Annotated in this window: 19 protein-coding genes; 10 read left to right on the top strand and 9 right to left on the bottom strand. The window is 58.5% G+C overall.

All coding sequences use genetic code 11. The annotated features are described in order from the left end of the window. Positions 1-49: 49 nt before the first annotated feature. A complete protein-coding gene (locus tag Q7W83_RS08775; protein WP_150631067.1) occupies positions 50-904 on the top strand; it encodes a LysR substrate-binding domain-containing protein in 855 nt (284 codons plus the stop codon). Here the strand turns inward: Q7W83_RS08775 and Q7W83_RS08770 are convergent. Then, a complete protein-coding gene (locus tag Q7W83_RS08770) occupies positions 894-1,643 on the bottom strand; it encodes a sulfite exporter TauE/SafE family protein (protein WP_473655899.1) in 750 nt (249 codons plus the stop codon). The two genes, Q7W83_RS08775 and Q7W83_RS08770, sit on opposite strands and share 11 nt — an antisense overlap. Positions 1,644-1,754: 111 nt before the next feature. Here Q7W83_RS08770 and Q7W83_RS08765 point away from each other — a divergent pair, with 111 nt between their 5' ends. The 4 genes from Q7W83_RS08765 (at position 1,755) to Q7W83_RS08750 (ending at position 5,006) form a co-directional block, all read left to right on the top strand. Next, positions 1,755-2,711, top strand: a complete 957-nt coding sequence (locus tag Q7W83_RS08765; RefSeq protein ID WP_150631065.1) for a LysR family transcriptional regulator — start codon at positions 1,755-1,757, stop codon at positions 2,709-2,711. Between the two features lie 69 nt (positions 2,712-2,780). Next, on the top strand, positions 2,781-3,242 hold the full coding sequence (locus tag Q7W83_RS08760) for a MarR family winged helix-turn-helix transcriptional regulator (RefSeq protein WP_150631145.1): 462 nt from the start codon (positions 2,781-2,783) through the stop codon (positions 3,240-3,242). Positions 3,243-3,537: 295 nt separating this feature from the next. Then, entirely contained in the window at positions 3,538-3,957 is a 420-nt protein-coding gene (locus Q7W83_RS08755; RefSeq protein WP_150631064.1) for an organic hydroperoxide resistance protein, read from the top strand. Between the two features lie 32 nt (positions 3,958-3,989). Beyond that, positions 3,990-5,006, top strand: a complete 1,017-nt coding sequence (locus Q7W83_RS08750) for an alpha/beta hydrolase (RefSeq protein ID WP_473655898.1) — start codon at positions 3,990-3,992, stop codon at positions 5,004-5,006. A gap of 190 nt (positions 5,007-5,196) precedes the next feature. Here the strand turns inward: Q7W83_RS08750 and Q7W83_RS08745 are convergent, their stop codons facing one another. After that, positions 5,197-5,766 carry an elongation factor P gene (locus tag Q7W83_RS08745; protein ID WP_007943632.1) on the bottom strand — a complete coding sequence of 190 codons (570 nt, stop codon included), beginning with the start codon at positions 5,764-5,766 and terminating at the stop codon, positions 5,197-5,199. Positions 5,767-5,814: 48 nt separating this feature from the next. Beyond that, a complete protein-coding gene (gene earP / locus Q7W83_RS08740; protein ID WP_150631062.1) occupies positions 5,815-6,972 on the bottom strand; it encodes an elongation factor P maturation arginine rhamnosyltransferase EarP in 1,158 nt (385 codons plus the stop codon). A 124-nt stretch (positions 6,973-7,096) separates the two neighbouring features. Here earP and Q7W83_RS08735 point away from each other — a divergent pair, with 124 nt between their 5' ends. Both Q7W83_RS08735 and Q7W83_RS08730 read left to right on the top strand, forming a co-directional pair. Beyond that, on the top strand, positions 7,097-7,507 hold the full coding sequence (locus tag Q7W83_RS08735) for a hypothetical protein (RefSeq protein WP_150631061.1): 411 nt from the start codon (positions 7,097-7,099) through the stop codon (positions 7,505-7,507). A 2-nt stretch (positions 7,508-7,509) separates the two neighbouring features. Continuing rightward, positions 7,510-7,992, top strand: coding sequence for a GreA/GreB family elongation factor (locus Q7W83_RS08730; RefSeq protein ID WP_150631060.1), 483 nt, complete (start codon positions 7,510-7,512; stop codon positions 7,990-7,992). Positions 7,993-8,000: 8 nt separating this feature from the next. Here the strand turns inward: Q7W83_RS08730 and cysB are convergent, their stop codons facing one another. The 5 genes from cysB to Q7W83_RS08705 form a co-directional block, all read right to left on the bottom strand. Beyond that, positions 8,001-8,975, bottom strand: a complete 975-nt coding sequence (cysB, locus tag Q7W83_RS08725) for an HTH-type transcriptional regulator CysB (protein ID WP_150631059.1) — start codon at positions 8,973-8,975, stop codon at positions 8,001-8,003. A gap of 123 nt (positions 8,976-9,098) precedes the next feature. Further along, positions 9,099-9,602 (bottom strand): universal stress protein, encoded by a 504-nt coding sequence (locus Q7W83_RS08720; RefSeq protein WP_150631058.1) that lies wholly within the window; start codon positions 9,600-9,602, stop codon positions 9,099-9,101. A gap of 94 nt (positions 9,603-9,696) precedes the next feature. Further along, on the bottom strand, positions 9,697-10,602 hold the full coding sequence (locus Q7W83_RS08715; protein ID WP_150631057.1) for a 5'-nucleotidase: 906 nt from the start codon (positions 10,600-10,602) through the stop codon (positions 9,697-9,699). Between the two features lie 25 nt (positions 10,603-10,627). Next, positions 10,628-11,584 (bottom strand): putative 2-dehydropantoate 2-reductase, encoded by a 957-nt coding sequence (locus Q7W83_RS08710; protein ID WP_150631056.1) that lies wholly within the window; start codon positions 11,582-11,584, stop codon positions 10,628-10,630. Continuing rightward, positions 11,581-11,967 carry a thioredoxin family protein gene (locus Q7W83_RS08705; RefSeq protein ID WP_150631055.1) on the bottom strand — a complete coding sequence of 129 codons (387 nt, stop codon included), beginning with the start codon at positions 11,965-11,967 and terminating at the stop codon, positions 11,581-11,583. Before Q7W83_RS08705 ends, Q7W83_RS08710 begins: the two co-directional genes overlap by 4 nt. Here Q7W83_RS08705 and Q7W83_RS08700 point away from each other — a divergent pair. After that, positions 11,966-12,409, top strand: coding sequence for a PilZ domain-containing protein (locus tag Q7W83_RS08700; protein ID WP_150631054.1), 444 nt, complete (start codon positions 11,966-11,968; stop codon positions 12,407-12,409). The genes Q7W83_RS08705 and Q7W83_RS08700 overlap by 2 nt on opposite strands. A 162-nt stretch (positions 12,410-12,571) precedes the next feature. Continuing rightward, a complete protein-coding gene (locus Q7W83_RS08695; RefSeq protein WP_150631053.1) occupies positions 12,572-13,648 on the top strand; it encodes a 3-deoxy-7-phosphoheptulonate synthase in 1,077 nt (358 codons plus the stop codon). A 61-nt stretch (positions 13,649-13,709) separates the two neighbouring features. On the opposite strand, the gene Q7W83_RS08690 is transcribed toward Q7W83_RS08695, so the two are convergent. Continuing rightward, positions 13,710-13,997, bottom strand: coding sequence for a GNAT family N-acetyltransferase (locus tag Q7W83_RS08690; RefSeq protein ID WP_008031384.1), 288 nt, complete (start codon positions 13,995-13,997; stop codon positions 13,710-13,712). 642 nt (positions 13,998-14,639) lie between these two features. On the opposite strand from Q7W83_RS08690, the gene oprI reads away from it, so the two are divergent. Next, positions 14,640-14,891: an outer membrane lipoprotei OprI gene (oprI, locus tag Q7W83_RS08685; protein ID WP_003172710.1), complete on the top strand. Its 252-nt coding sequence runs from the start codon at positions 14,640-14,642 to the stop codon at positions 14,889-14,891. The last annotated feature ends 70 nt before the right edge of the window (positions 14,892-14,961 follow it).

Raw genomic sequence — 14,961 nt, 5'->3', positions numbered from 1 at the left:
GATCAATCCAACGAATGTTTCTGATGCAACACATCTCGGAGATTGATGAATGTCCGCCTTCCCAAGTATCGACACCGAAGTGCTGCGCACTTTTGTTGCCATCGCCGATCAGGGCGGTTTTACCCGCGCAGGGGAATTGGTCAACCGCACGCAGTCCGCCGTCAGCATGCAAATGAAGCGGCTGGAAGAGGACGTGTTGCAACGCCAACTGTTCCAGCGCGACGGCCGCCAGGTGCGGCTGACCGCTGAAGGCCAGGTGCTGCTGGGTTATGCCCGACGCATCCTGAAATTGCACAGCGAGGTGTTCAACACCCTGCGTGAACCGCACATGGTGGGCATGGTGCGGATCGGCACGCCGGACGATTACGTGATGCGTTTTCTGCCGGGGATTCTGCGGCGATTCGCGCAGTCTTACCCGCTGATCCAGATCGAGGTGCACTGCGAATCATCAAAACAATTGCTGCTGCGCCAGGATCTCGACTTGTCCATCGTCACCCGCGAGCCGGGCAACGAGATCGGCCAGTTGCTGCGCAAGGAGCGTTTTGTCTGGGCCGAGGCACAATGCTTCAGCGCCCACGAGCAGACGCCGTTACCGCTGGCGATGTTCAACAGTGATTGTTTCTGCAGGCTGTGGGCCTGCAATGCGCTGGATGCGATGGGCCGCGATTATCGCGTGGCCTACAACAGCTCGAGCCTGTCGGCGATCATGGCGGTGGTCAGCGCCGGACTTGCCGTCACCGCACAACTGGAAAGCCTGATCACCCCGGACATGCGCATTCTCGGTGAGGCCGAAGACCTGCCCGTGCTGCCCGAGGCCAGCATCATGCTGGTGCGCAACCTGCACAATCCGTCACCGATTACCGAATGCCTGGCCGAACACATCGTCGAAGGCTTCAAACTTTAAACGCAAGCATCACCGCACACAGCACCAGGAAGCCGCAGAACAATCCGCGCAGGAGGCGCTCCGGCATGGCATGAGCGATCTTCACGCCCCAGCTGATGCTCAGCAGTCCACCCACGGCCAACGGCAGGCCGATCATCCAGTTCACTTGATGATGCACGGCATAGGTAACCAGCGTGACGCCTGTGCTGGGCAATGCCAGTGCCAGCGACAACCCTTGGGCCACCACCTGGCTGGTGCCGAACAGACTGGTCAGCACCGGTGTTGCCACCACCGCCCCACCCACGCCGAACAATCCGCCCATGGTCCCGGACGTCGCGCCGAGTACGCCCAGCCATGGCCATGAGTAATTCATCTGCGAACTGGCCGGCGCACTGGCGTAGAACATTCGCAACAGGTTGTAGGCCGAAAGCGCGATCAGGAACGCGACAAATCCGACGCGCATGGTTTGCGCATCAATACCCACCGCCCAGATCGAACCGAGCCAGGCAAAGCAAAAACCCATCGAGGCCAGTGGCAGCGCGTGACGCATTTCGATTTTATTGCGCTGGTGATAACGCCATAGCGCCAGCATCACGTTCGGCACAACCATCACCAGTGCGGTGCCCTGGGCAATTTGCTGATCAAGACCGAACAACACGCCGAGCAATGGAATGGCGATCAGGCCCCCACCAATACCAAACAGGCCGCCGAGGGTTCCCAGGGCTGCGCCAAATACCAAGTACATCAAAAACTCGATCACGGCCGATTTCCTTTTATCTCAGGCCATTCATCCTACGCAGTCGGCGCTGGCAGGGAAACGCACAGCAACGCACAATGGCTGTGCCAACTTCGCATAAGCGCTGACGAATTCATGAACCCCAATCAATTGACCGAACAACTCGGCCTGTTCCTCGACGTATTGGAAACCGGCAGTTTTTCAGCCGCCTCGCGCCGTCATCCACTGACCCCTTCGGCTGTGGCGCGGCGCATCGACAGCCTGGAAAGCGCCGTCGGCAGCCAGTTGTTTATTCGCAGTACCCACGCCGTCCGCGCGACCCCGGCCGGCGTGGCGTTTGCCGAGCGAGCGCGGCGGATCGTGGCTGAACTGCAATTGGCCCGGGCCGAGGCAGTGTCCCTGAGCAGCGCACCGGAAGGGCTGATCCGGATCGACGCGCCCGCTGCGTTCGGCCGGCGGCATCTGGCGCCAGTGATCGCGGATTTTCTGATGCTCTACCCCGGCCTCGACGTGCAACTGCACTTGATCGACAGTTTTGTCGACATGCAGGGTTTGAACCTGGGCAAAGTCGATCTGGTGCTGCGCGCCGGGCAAATGGCCGACACCCGCTTGGTGGCCACGCCACTGGCAAGCATGGTGCGCATCGCCTGCGCCAGCCCCGCGTATCTGCAACGCCGTGGCGTACCGACCGATCCCGCGCAATTGAGCGGCCACGATGGCCTCGACTGGGACGGCCTGGCGCCACCGTTTGCGTGGCGATTCGAGCGCAATGCAGAAATGCATTTGCATCGTCCCGGACGCATCCGCCTGAGCGCCAACAATGCCGAGGCGCTGCTGTGCGGCACGCTGGCCGGACTCGGTATCGCGCACTTGCCGACCTGGCTGACCAGCGAATACCTGTTGCGCGGCGAACTGTTGCCGCTGTTCTGCGAACACGGCCTGCCACCGCCGGAAACCACCGGCATCTATGCATTGCGTCTGGAGCAGCAACCCAACCCGAGGAGTCGTTTATTGCTGGAATACCTGAAAGTCCGCTTCAGCCCTGTCCCGCCATGGGATCTGGCGCTGCAAACCAACCTGGACCGGCACTAGTCCAGAATTGTCTGGCGCATTAAAGATTCGCCCGCTAGATTTATGACGATCACTGATCAAGGCTTCGAAATGAACACCGAGCGCAACACATCCGATAACTGCGACGCCCTGCTGCTGGACAATCAGGCCTGCTTCGCCCTGCATTCCACCTCGCTGCTGATGACCAAGGTCTACAAGCCGCTGCTGCAGGCGTTGGGCCTGACCTATCCGCAGTACCTGGCGATGATGGTGTTGTGGGAACGGGACGGTTTGACCGTAGGCGAAATCAGCGCGCGATTGCTGACCGATCCCGGCTCACTGACACCGCTGCTCAAGCGTCTGGAAGTCGAAGGCTTGCTCAGCCGCACTCGCAGCCGCGAGGACGAGCGAGTGGTGATTGTCGAGCTGACTGAACAGGGCCGCGCATTGCGGGACAAGGCGCGGGGCGTGCCCCAGTGCATCCTCGGCGCCAGCGGGATGACGCTTGAGCGGTTGCAAAAACTGCAAGCGGAGCTGCAAGTGCTGCGCAGCAATCTGCAAGACAGCCTGTAATCCTCAATCCATCATAAATCCCCTGTGGGAGCGAGATCGGCTTGCCGATCTCGCTCCCACATTTGCTTTGTGGTGCCCCTGCCGACCTCGTTTCTTCCTTCATAATATTTTTCCAACGGAAAAACCTGCCGCGACCGCTCTAACGCAACACATCCAACCAGTGACCACTTCGGAAGCAAAACTTTTTTCAAAATTTATCTTGCGCGCTAAATATTTGCGCGATAAATTCATTTCGCACTTACTTAGCGCGCAAACATTTAGCGCCGAACAACCAAACCAGAACGAGGCCTCCATCATGCAAACTCTCTACACCGCAATCGCAACCTCCACTGGCGGCCGTGACGGTCGTGCGGTTTCCAGCGACAACATCCTCGACGTCAAACTCGCTACCCCGAAAGAACTCGGTGGTGCTGGCGGTGCTGCCACCAACCCTGAACAGCTGTTTGCTGCCGGTTACTCGGCCTGCTTCATCGGCGCGCTGAAATTCGTCGCCAGCCAGACCAAACGCAGCATCCCGAATGACGCATCGATCACCGCCCATGTCGGCATCGGCCAGATTCCTGGCGGCTTCGGTCTGGACATCGACCTGCACATCAGCCTGCCGGGCCTTGAACAAGCCGATGCGCAAACGCTGGTCGACGCTGCCCACCAGGTGTGCCCGTACTCCAACGCCACCCGTGGCAACGTCGAAGTGCGCCTGCACGTGACTGTCTAACCAGCGACCCCAAGTCCGAACAGGTAACGAACATGAACACTTACAGCAAAGTCTTGACCGGCACCTTTCTCGCCCTTTCGATCCACAGTGCATTTGCGGGCGACGGGGTTGAGCACAACACCCAGGCGTTCCTCGATGTTCTGAATGCCGGCACCGGCAAACCGATGGAACAGCTTTCACCGAAAGATGCCCGGGCCATTTTGGTCGGCGCGCAAGCCGGGGTGAAATTGACGCTGCCAAAAGCGGACGTCAGCCAGAAGACCATTCAAGTCAATGGCCAACCGCTCAGCCTGACCATCGTTCGGCCGGCCGGGGTCAAAGGCGAGCTGCCGGTGTTCATGTTCTTCCACGGCGGTGGCTGGGTGCTGGGGGATTTCCCGACCCACGAACGCTTGGTTCGGGACCTGGTCACGGGTTCGGGCGCGGCGGCGGTGTTCGTCAATTACACCCCTTCGCCGGAAGCGCATTACCCGGTGGCGATCAACCAGGCTTACGCCGCGACCCAGTGGGTGGCTGAGCACGGTAAAGAAATCAACGTCGACGGCAAGCGTCTGGCCGTGGCCGGCAACAGTGTCGGCGGCAATATGGCGGCCGTGGTTGCGCTGATGGCCAAAGACAAGGGCACCCCGGCGATCAAATTCCAGTTGCTGCTGTGGCCGGTGACGGATGCAAACTTTGAAACGGCGTCTTACAACCAGTTTGCCGAGGGGCACTTCCTCACCAGGAACATGATGAAGTGGTTCTGGGACAACTACACCACCGACGCCAAGCAACGTAACGAGATCTACGCTTCGCCACTGCGGGCGACCACTGCCCAACTCAAAGGCTTGCCGCCTGCGCTGGTGCAGACGGCCGGCGCTGATGTGCTGCGTGATGAGGGTGAAGCCTATGCGCGCAAACTGGATGAGGCCGGTGTGCCGGTGACGGCGGTTCGCTACAACGGCATGATCCACGATTACGGTTTGCTCAACGTGGTGAGCCAGGTGCCTGCGGTGCGCTCGGCGATGCTGCAAGCGTCTGAAGAACTCAAGCAACACCTGAAGAAATAACGCAGTAAAAAATGTGGGAGCGAGCCTGCTCGCGATAGGGGTAGATCAGTCAACATCTCTGTTGAATGTGAAACCGCCATCGCGAGCAGGCTCGCTCCCACAAAGGTTCCCGCTGTTCTTGAAATTGCATTTCAGCAGACACAAAAAAGCCCGACTCAATGGTCGGGCTTTTTCATTCCTGAAGCGGTGCTTATTTAGCACGGCCTTTGTAGGAACCGCCTTCACGGGTATCGATCTCGATCATGTCGCCGATTTCGATGAAGTCAGCAACCGACAGCTCGGTACCGTTCTTCAGTTTGGCAGGCTTCATTACCTTGCCGGAAGTGTCGCCGCGAGCGGAACCTTCGGTGTAGTCAACCTGACGCACGATGGTGGTCGGCAGTTCTACCGAAACCAGACGCTCTTCGAAGAAGATCGCTTCGCAAACATCGGTCATGCCTTCTTCAACGAAAGGCAGAACGGCTTCGATGTCTTCAGCGTTCAGCTCGTACATGGTGTAGTCGGTGGTGTCCATGAACGTGTAGGTGTCGCCGCTGATGAAGGACAGGGTCGCTTCTTTGCGGTCGAGGATTACGTCGTCCAGTTTGTCGTCGGCGCTGTAAACGATCTCGGTCTTGTAGCCGGTCAGCAGGTTTTTCAGCTTGGTCTTCATGATCGCGCTGTTACGACCAGACTTGGTGAATTCAGCTTTCTGAACCAGCCAAGGATCGTTTTCGAGACGGATCACGGTACCGGGTTTCAGTTCTTTACCAGTTTTCATTGCGAATATCCGAATTTGGATGGGATTTACAAAAATCTAGGCCGCGTATCATATCCAATTTACATAAAACTGTACCAGCGCTGCGGCAAGATCAGCCTGCAAAGCCTGTTCCAGACACCACGCTTCGGCGTGTTTTTGCAGTTCTGGCCAGTGTTTACGGGTCGCCGGCCAATGGTCGGACATATCATGCCCGGCATTCCACGCCCGCCAAAGACCGCTGATCGCCTCGCAGGCAGGCGCGGACAGGCCTTTTGTGTAGAGCGTGAGAAAGGCTTCGAGCTTGTCCAGGTGAATGTCTTCGTCCTGGCGATAGATGTGCCAGAGCAGCGGCCGCCCTGCCCATTGCGCACGGACAAACGAATCTTCGCCGCGCACGGCATTGAAATCGCAGCACCAAAGCAGGTGATCGTACTGATCCTGTCGGACGAACGGCAGTACCTGCACGGTCAAGGACTCGCGCACATGCAACGCGCCGGCCGCCAACCCCTCGACACCAAGCCAACGTTCGACATCCCCAAGAATCCGCCCCTCCGGCACCAGCAAATGCGTGGTCGCGGAATCGGCGGCCATCACGTCCAGCCAACTGGCCAGACCCGCATTTTCGTAGGCAAACAGCGAAATCAGCTGCGCACCTTGCGCACGATCAATCCCTAAACCTTGCAGGAATGCGCGCTGAGCCTCGGGATCCTGCTGAAATTGCCGACGCCGTTCCAGCAATCCGCTTTCACGCAGCAAACCACCCGTGCCCTTTTGGAACCCCGGAAAGAAAAAGAATTTCTGCACGTTTTTGTATTTCACCGACGGCAAGCCGTGGCAACCAACGACCCAGTCTTCAGCGCTCAGGTAGTCGAGGTTTATCCACAGCGGCGGCTTCTCCCGCGTCGCCATGGCCTCCATGTACGCACTCGGCAACTGGCAGGCGAACGCGGCGATTACCACATCAGCCGCATCAGTCGGCTGCCAGTCGGCCGTCCACTGACGCACCTCGACACCCTCCTGCCACTGCTGTGAAAGGCTGATATCGATGGCCGGGCACATCCGCTCGAAGGCCCGCAAATCATCGACCCACAAACGCACCTCCAGCGCATGCTCGGCGACCAATTGGCGGGCAAGGCGCCAGGTCACACCGATGTCGCCAAAGTTATCGACCACGGTGCAAAAAATATCCCAGCGCCAGCGGCTTTTCATTTGAGACAGTTCAGGCATCCCAGGCTCCCGTTGGCAAAGGCGCCGATTGTCCGCATAAATTACCCCGTGCAGAAGAGCCGACGGCGATTAATCTTCATGCGACAATCGCCACTCGCCCGCGACCACCCGCCAGGAGGCAGTCATGCCCTACCGTCCCAACCCGCGCCGCCGCTTGCCGATCCAGTTCAATGCCCTGCAACTGACCGGCAGCATTGCCCTTGGATTGTGGCTGGGATTCCTCGCCATAGCACTGACTTGCTGGCTCGCCTCGCGCCTGTTGTTCAGCGAGCAACTGGCGCCGGTTGCGCAAGCGGTAGAACAACTGGCCAAACCACCGGTGGTGGCACAACCGGTGCCGGATACTCCACCGCAGAGCCCGCTGTTCGACCAGTATGAAGAGAACCTGCGCAAGAACGAGCAGCAGCAACGACTGGATCAGGCTCGCAGCACCCGCCGCAATCTGGCCAATCCGAAATGCCAGTTCTGGCTGCAACAGGACCAGACCGCGCCAAGCGAAAAAAGCCGCGCCAACGTCCTGCAGTTCTGCGATTGATCATGAATAAGCAAACCGTTCACCAACTGATTCTCGACAAACTGCGGATCGATCTCGACATCGCCGAGCGTGCCGCGCAAACCGCTTACGAAACCGCAACCCACGAAGAAAACATCGCCGAAAACAAGTACGACACCTTGGGCCTGGAGGCGTCTTACCTGGCGGCCGGACAAGCGAAACGGGTGGAGGAAATCAGGCAGTCGCTGACGCTGTGCCAAAACCTGACCTTGCGCCCTTATGACGACCAGCGTGGTATCGAGGTCGGCGCACTGCTCGGTCTCGAAGACGAAAAGGGTCGTGAGCAATGGCTGTTCCTGGCGCCCGACGCGGCAGGTTTGAAGGTCGATCTGGTGGGGCAGTGGATTACCGTCATCACCCCTCGCTCACCGCTGGGCAAAAGCCTGCTGGGCAAGTTCGAAGGGGACGAGGTGGAGATTCTGGTGGCGGGCGCTCGGCAACAGTTTTCTGTTACCGAGGTGGTGTAAACCGCAGATTAATGAACGGGCAGTTCGACGCCGTCGAACAGCTCTTCCAGTTCCTGCTTGTTGTGGCACTGAATGGCTTTGGCCATGACTTCGCGGGTCAGGTGCGGGGCGAACTTCTCGATGAAGTCGCACATGAAGCCACGCAGGAACGTACCCCGACGGAAACCGATTTTAGTGATGCTGGATTCGAACAGATCGCCGGCATCGAGCATGACCAGGTCACTGTCGAGTTTGGCGTCGACCGCCATTTTCGCCACGATACCCACACCCAGACCCAAGCGAACGTAAGTCTTGATCACGTCGGCGTCGGCGGCGGTGAACACCACTTTCGGCGTCAGGCCGCGATGGCTGAAGGCTTCGTCGAGTTTCGAACGCCCGGTGAAACCGAAGACGTAGGTCACGATCGGGTATTCGGCCAGCGCTTCGAGGGTCAGCTTCGACAACTTGGTCAGCGGGTGGCCCTGAGGCACGACCACGCAGCGGTTCCAGCGGTAGCACGGCATCATCACCAGATCACCAAACAGCTCCAGCGCTTCAGTCGCGATGGCGAAATCGACGGTGCCGTCAGCGGCCATTTCGGCGATCTGCATCGGCGACCCCTGGTGCATGTGCAGCGCAACGTCGGGGTATTGCTTGATGAAATTGCTGATCACCGGCGGCAACGCATAACGCGCCTGGGTGTGCGTGGTAGCGATCGACAGGGTGCCTTTCTTCTCGTTGGAGAATTCCTGGGCGATCTGCTTGATGCTTTCAACCTTGCGCAGGATCTCGCCGGCGGTGGTGATGATGCGCTCGCCGGCCGGAGTGACGCGGGTCAGGTGCTTGCCGCTGCGAGCGAAAACCTCGACGCCCAATTCGTCTTCCAGCAGACGGATCTGCTTGCTGATACCCGGTTGCGAGGTGTAAAGGCTTTGGGCTGTTGCGGAAACGTTGAGGTCGTGGTGCGCCACTTCCCAGATGTAGCGCAGTTGTTGAAGCTTCATATGAATCCCTCAAAGCAGGTAGACGCCACGGGCATCAGCGACGGTATATAACTATATTAATGGTTTGAAGAATAAATCTAGAACTTTTTATCAAAACGCCACTATTCATGTTCTAGTCGTGTTCTAGCGATCCCCCTGGCGACGGCGTTCCACCAGCGGCACCAGATAGACCGGGACCCGAGCCAACTGCAACACCCGCGCTGCGGTCCGGCCCAAAGGCGTTTCCGCGCCAGTACCATGGCTATGACTACCTACGATCAACAAATCCACGGAGAGTTTCTGTGCCTGGTCGAGAATCACCTGCGACGGATCGCCCTGAAGCACCCGCACCGCTTTGATCCGCTCCAGGTCCTGCTCTCCCTCCCCCCCCAACTCCTCACGAAAGCTGTCGAGCACCCGCTGCTCGATATTGGCAATGACCGTGTTGAGGCCCTGACTGTGAAACTCGTTCAACGCCTGCTCATCGAGGTAACTTTGAAGCACCGACTCGGCAAACAGCCCCATCGGTTCAACCGCATGCACCACATACAAGTCGGCATTGAATGTGCGCGCCAGCGCCAAGGCATGCTGCATCACCAAAGGGGCGTACAGGCCGAGGTCAGTGGCATACAGCATCGAATGAATCATATGACCTCCTTGAATGCCGACATGGCGGAGATTGATTCAGCTTAGCAGTGCCTTGGCGAGTACGACGTCCCGCGTAACGCGTTGAACGGCGGGCTTAAACCTTTTGCTCGTTGCTTATGCCATGGGGCACGTGGCCGGTAGCGACCACCTCGCGGGCCAACTCGCAATGGCCGGCCTGATCGTCGAAAAACACATCAGCGGCAAAGGCTTCGAGGAAAGCCGATTTGGTCAGGCCACCCAGAAACAGCGACTCGTCCAGACGAATATCCCACTCACGCAAGGTGCGGATCACCCGTTCATGAGCCGGCGCCGAACGCGCGGTAACCAGCGCAGTACGGATCGGGCAGGCGTCCTCCGGGAACTCGCGCTGCAACAGATTGAGTGCCGCGAGGAAGCCTTTGAACGGCCCACCGCGCAAGGGCTCACGGGCACTTTCGCGCTCGCTGGCCTGGAACGCTTCGAGGCCGCCCGCCTGATAAACGCGCTCTGACTCGTCGGAAAACAGCACCGCGTCACCGTCGAAGGCGATCCGCAATTCATCGCTGGCCGCACGGCTGGCACCGCCTGACAGAATGGTCGCCGCCGCAAACCCGGCCTCCAGCGCACTGCGCACGTCTTCGGCGTGGGTCGACAGAAACAGGTCGCAACCAAATGCCTTGAGGTACGGATACGGACTGCGTCCGCCGACAAACGCCGCGCGCGAAATCGCGAGACCGTAATGGTGAATCGAGTTGAACACCCGCAGCCCGGTGTCGGCACTGTTGCGCGACACCAAAATCACCTCGACCCTGGCGCGGCCAAGGCTGGCGTTCAGGTTCAGGAGTTTTTCCACCAACGGGAAGGCATCACCGGGCTCGAGGATTTCGTCTTCGTGTTCGATCTGATATTGCCGGTAAGCTTCGACGCCACTCGACAGATAAACCTTGTGGCTTTCGCTCAGGTCGAACAGCGCACGCGAAGAAATCGCCAGTACCAGTTTGTCGTCAATCGTCTTTGCCATGCCCTTCCCCCTCGGGTTGATCGACTCAAGTGTTACGTCGATCGATAAAACTCAAACTGCGATACAACGCTTCAATTCGCGGCAATTCGCACCCGGCGGCCTTGGCCACCGCCAGCGGTCGGGCGTAAATCGCCGCCAGTTCCAGCGGTCGCTTATGCAAAAAGTCGTGGTACATGCTCGGCCAGTAGTCCGGCATTTTCTCGGTCATCATGAACAGAAAATCGGCATAACCGGCCGGCATGTCGTGACCGCAGGCTTTCGCCCCCTGAACCACTTCAGCCATCAGGGCCTTGATCAGTTCGCGGCTGTCGGCATCGGCCATCAACGGTGTGGTGCCTGCACCGAGCAGCACCGAGAGGCCGTTGTAAGGGATATTCCAGACCAGTTTTTGCCAGCGTGCCTGGTGCAGGTTCGGCATGGCCTGAGAATCGATGCCAGCGCTGCGGAACAGCCCGGCGCCCTCCTCGACAATCGCCATGCGCGCCTGCTCATCGGCAGCGGGGCCACTGTGATAGCCGACGTTCACCGCGCCGAGAGCCTGATGGGTGATCGCGCCCGGGCCGGTGCGATGCACGCAGATCAGACAAAGACCGCCGAGCAGGTGCAATGTATCAGGCAGTAATGCCCGCAGGCTGTCTTCGACGTCAAGACCGTTTTGCAGCAGCAGGACCTTGGCATTCGGCGCTGCGGCTTGAATGATCGCAGGTGCCAGGTCGGCATTGCTGGTGGTCTTGGCGCCGACCAGCAGCCAGTCGCAGGGTGGCATGTCTTCAGCGCACGAATAAGCTTGAACCGGATGCAACCTCAACGCGCCGTGCGGTGCACTGTCGACGTGAAGACCGCGCTCGGCCACCGCCGAAAACTCGCTGCGCAGCAGAAAGTGCACATCGAAACCGGCACGCGCCAGCATCACCCCGTAAAACCCACCGATCGCACCGGTGCCGATAATACCGATGGTCGGTTTGGCAACTGCAGCCGTCATGGCAATTCCTCTGCTGTTCTCGTCAACGCCTGACCTACGGCTTCATTCAGCTCGGTAGAGGTCAGGCGAGATTTTAGTGCTCCGAAGAACTCACCGTCGCGCACCACAAACAGCGCCGGCAAATGAAAGACCTGATAACGCTCGACCACCCCGCCATTGTCCCCCGCATCGATCCAGCACAAGCGATCGACGGCCAGATCGAGCCTGGGTAATTGCTCTCGGGCAAAACGGCAACTGGCGCAGCCGACGCTGGTGAAAATAACCAGTGACACCCCGCTCATGGCCAGCAACCGTTGGTCGGCGTCGAAATCGGTCAGTTCCAATTCGACCACTATACTGGGGGAAACAATGTCAGATGGCCGACACATGGAGTCCGTGCTCATGGGACGTTTTATTCCTCATCCTGACGATGTGCCCGTCGAATTAACATTACTCAAGCCTGAGTGTATTTCACGGCAACAGCTGCACACTATCAGCCTCGGGGGCATGGCTTGCAATTACCACCGCGCCTGGCGCCACGGTACGGCGCTGGAAGTGCGCATCCCCACCCTGAACCCCGATTTGCGTTTTCTGGGTTACGTGGCTTGGTGCCTGCGACGCAAGCGCGGCTACCTGGTGGGCATTGCATTTGTCGACGAGCAGATGATGTTCAGTGCCCGAATGGGCGAACAGGTGTGCCAGATCGAACGTTACTGTCGCCTGCATGACGCCCATGACGACTTGCAGGAAACCCAGGCCCTCGCCCTCGAATGGGTCCAGCAACACGCCGACGAGTTCTCCCACGACACGGTACGCAAGGCATTCGCGCAGGCTGTGCTGGATTAAGGGACCTTATCAATTAGTTGAGAATGACCCTTAAACCGCTGTCTGCCCATTGTCGAGCCACGGTGTAACGCGCTAAGGTTCCGCTCCCCGACGCGCTTAATTTGCTGTGCTCCGCCGCGCGGGTTCGCTGGCGGCCGGCACCCGTGACCTGACGAGTAAACGATGGCTGATTTACCGATCAACGACCTAAACGTCGCTTCCAACGAGACGCTGATCACTCCTGACCAGCTCAAGCGTGATATCCCTCTGAGCGACGCTGCCCTGCGCACCGTCACCAAGGGTCGCGAAGTCATTCGCAACATTCTTGATGGCACCGACCACCGCCTGTTCGTCGTCATCGGGCCTTGCTCGATCCACGACATCAAGGCGGCCCACGAATACGCCGAGCGTCTGAAAGTGCTCGCTGCGGAAGTGTCCGATACGCTGTATCTGGTCATGCGCGTGTATTTCGAGAAGCCACGCACCACCGTCGGCTGGAAAGGCTTGATCAACGACCCGTACCTGGACGACTCCTTCAAGATTCAAGACGGCCTGCACATTGGTCGTCAGTTGCTGCTGGACCTGGCCGAAATGGGCCTGCCGACCGCGACCGAAGCCCTCGACCCGATCTCTCCGCAATACTTGCAGGACCTGATCAGCTGGTCGGCCATCGGCGCACGCACCACCGAATCCCAGACACACCGTGAAATGGCCTCCGGCCTGTCCTCGGCAGTCGGTTTCAAGAATGGCACCGACGGCGGCCTGACAGTGGCGATCAACGCCCTGCAATCGGTTTCCAGCCCGCATCGCTTCCTGGGCATCAACCAGGAAGGTGGCGTGTCCATCGTTACCACCAAGGGCAATGCCTACGGTCACGTGGTGCTGCGCGGCGGCAACGGCAAGCCGAACTACGATTCGGTCAGCGTCGCATTGTGCGAACAAGCGCTGAACAAAGCGAAGATCAAGCCGAACATCATGGTCGACTGCAGCCACGCCAACTCCAACAAGGACCCGGCCCTGCAACCGCTGGTGATGGAGAACGTCGCCAACCAGATCCTCGAAGGCAATCAGTCGATCATCGGCCTGATGGTCGAGAGTCACCTGAACTGGGGCTGCCAGGCGATTCCGAAAGACCTCGCCGACCTGCAATACGGCGTGTCGATCACCGATGCCTGCATCGATTGGTCCGCCACCGAAAACACCCTGCGCAGCATGCACGCCAAGCTCAAGGATGTGCTGCCGAAACGTGATCGCACCTGATCACTCTTCAGCGCACACAAAAACGCCGGGCTTAAACCCGGCGTTTTTTTATGCGTTTGTTTTACTGGCTCAGCTTGGCCGCATGCCGCTGGTGACGCTCCATGTAGCGCTCCACGTAGGAACACGATGGAATAACGGTGTAGCCCATTTCCTCGGCGTACTCCAGCGCCTTCTCGGTCAAGGCTGCCGCAATGCCGCGACCACGCAATGCGTTGGGCACGAAGGTGCGATAAATATCCAGAGTCTGTTTCCCCAGATCCATATAGGTCAGGTAGGCACGATGACCGTCCACATTGGTCTCGAACTGATGACCTGCCTGGTCATGGTTGATGGACAACGCCTCGCTCATCACAACTCCTCTGCGGGTCTTGAATTCCGACCCCTACCTTACCGATGTTTTTCCGGCGAAGGAACATCTACGCCACCCCGTGCCTGAATGGACACCGAGAAGAGCTGCACCGATCTCGCGCAACCGAGCACGTATCAAATAGTAGGCACCATTGGCAGAAATGCTCAAGGTACGCTCGTCATCACGCTGGGTTTGGGGCGGTGCTGCTCCGGGTTACGCAGGGACGGCTCGACCGAAGAGCTCCGCGGGTCGATAGCCTGAACATTGCCGGATGTTGAGACTTAAGACGAGCGCCCTTCTTTTAAGTCACCTCTACTAGAAGAAAGAGTTTGAGAGGTGCTGCGCAAATCCCGAACAAAAGTGTAGACGAACCATGTAGACAGACTTTAGCCAAGACTGGGAAAACAATCCTGGCACCGCGGACTTTTTCGTGCCAACTCGCTCATCTCGGGCCTTGCAGCTGGATATTTTTTAATCAATTGCAAGTAAAAGTTGCTCGAAAAAGAATCAACGCCTACAATTTTTTTTGCTTCTTGCTTTACGTCAGTTTACTTACGACAAGTAATGGGTAGTATGTACGCCGGCTATTTCCTCACTCTGAGGAGACAGCTACTTAATAGAAAGTCCTTGAAGGGGAACACGATGAACAACGTTCTGAAATTCTCTGCTCTGGCTCTGGCCGCAGTTCTGGCTACCGGTTGCAGCAGCGTATCGAAAGAAACCGAAGCACGTCTGACCGCTACTGAAGACGCAGCTGCTCGCTCCCAGGCTCGTGCAGACGAAGCTTACCGTAAAGCTGATGAAGCTCTGGCTGCTGCTCAAAAAGCACAACAGACTGCTGACGAAGCTAACGAGCGTGCTCTGCGCATGCTGGAAAAAGCTAGCCGCAAGTAATAATCCTTCGGGATTGTTATCAAGCCGACCCATTTTTTGGGTCGGCTTTTTTATTGCCCGGTGTTTATCC

The sequence above is a fragment of the Pseudomonas sp. 300 genome, assembly GCF_055803035.1.
Note: the sequence above shows the minus strand (reverse complement) of the source record. Positions and strands in the feature narration are given on the sequence as shown.

What these genes read in the sequence shown, in the direction of transcription:
- Q7W83_RS08775 (WP_150631067.1), top strand. Translation starts at nt 50, where the DNA reads ATGTCCGCCTTCCCAAGTATCGACACCGAAGTGCTGCGCACTTTTGTT.
- Q7W83_RS08765 (WP_150631065.1), top strand. Translation starts at nt 1,755, where the DNA reads ATGAACCCCAATCAATTGACCGAACAACTCGGCCTGTTCCTCGACGTA.
- Q7W83_RS08760 (WP_150631145.1), top strand. Translation starts at nt 2,781, where the DNA reads ATGAACACCGAGCGCAACACATCCGATAACTGCGACGCCCTGCTGCTG.
- Q7W83_RS08755 (WP_150631064.1), top strand. Translation starts at nt 3,538, where the DNA reads ATGCAAACTCTCTACACCGCAATCGCAACCTCCACTGGCGGCCGTGAC.
- Q7W83_RS08750 (WP_473655898.1), top strand. Translation starts at nt 3,990, where the DNA reads ATGAACACTTACAGCAAAGTCTTGACCGGCACCTTTCTCGCCCTTTCG.
- Q7W83_RS08745 (WP_007943632.1), bottom strand. Translation starts at nt 5,766, where the DNA reads ATGAAAACTGGTAAAGAACTGAAACCCGGTACCGTGATCCGTCTCGAA.
- earP (WP_150631062.1), bottom strand. Translation starts at nt 6,972, where the DNA reads ATGCCTGAACTGTCTCAAATGAAAAGCCGCTGGCGCTGGGATATTTTT.
- Q7W83_RS08735 (WP_150631061.1), top strand. Translation starts at nt 7,097, where the DNA reads ATGCCCTACCGTCCCAACCCGCGCCGCCGCTTGCCGATCCAGTTCAAT.
- Q7W83_RS08730 (WP_150631060.1), top strand. Translation starts at nt 7,510, where the DNA reads ATGAATAAGCAAACCGTTCACCAACTGATTCTCGACAAACTGCGGATC.
- cysB (WP_150631059.1), bottom strand. Translation starts at nt 8,975, where the DNA reads ATGAAGCTTCAACAACTGCGCTACATCTGGGAAGTGGCGCACCACGAC.
- Q7W83_RS08720 (WP_150631058.1), bottom strand. Translation starts at nt 9,602, where the DNA reads ATGATTCATTCGATGCTGTATGCCACTGACCTCGGCCTGTACGCCCCT.
- Q7W83_RS08715 (WP_150631057.1), bottom strand. Translation starts at nt 10,602, where the DNA reads ATGGCAAAGACGATTGACGACAAACTGGTACTGGCGATTTCTTCGCGT.
- Q7W83_RS08710 (WP_150631056.1), bottom strand. Translation starts at nt 11,584, where the DNA reads ATGACGGCTGCAGTTGCCAAACCGACCATCGGTATTATCGGCACCGGT.
- Q7W83_RS08700 (WP_150631054.1), top strand. Translation starts at nt 11,966, where the DNA reads ATGGGACGTTTTATTCCTCATCCTGACGATGTGCCCGTCGAATTAACA.
- Q7W83_RS08705 (WP_150631055.1), bottom strand. Translation starts at nt 11,967, where the DNA reads ATGAGCACGGACTCCATGTGTCGGCCATCTGACATTGTTTCCCCCAGT.
- Q7W83_RS08695 (WP_150631053.1), top strand. Translation starts at nt 12,572, where the DNA reads ATGGCTGATTTACCGATCAACGACCTAAACGTCGCTTCCAACGAGACG.
- Q7W83_RS08690 (WP_008031384.1), bottom strand. Translation starts at nt 13,997, where the DNA reads ATGAGCGAGGCGTTGTCCATCAACCATGACCAGGCAGGTCATCAGTTC.
- oprI (WP_003172710.1), top strand. Translation starts at nt 14,640, where the DNA reads ATGAACAACGTTCTGAAATTCTCTGCTCTGGCTCTGGCCGCAGTTCTG.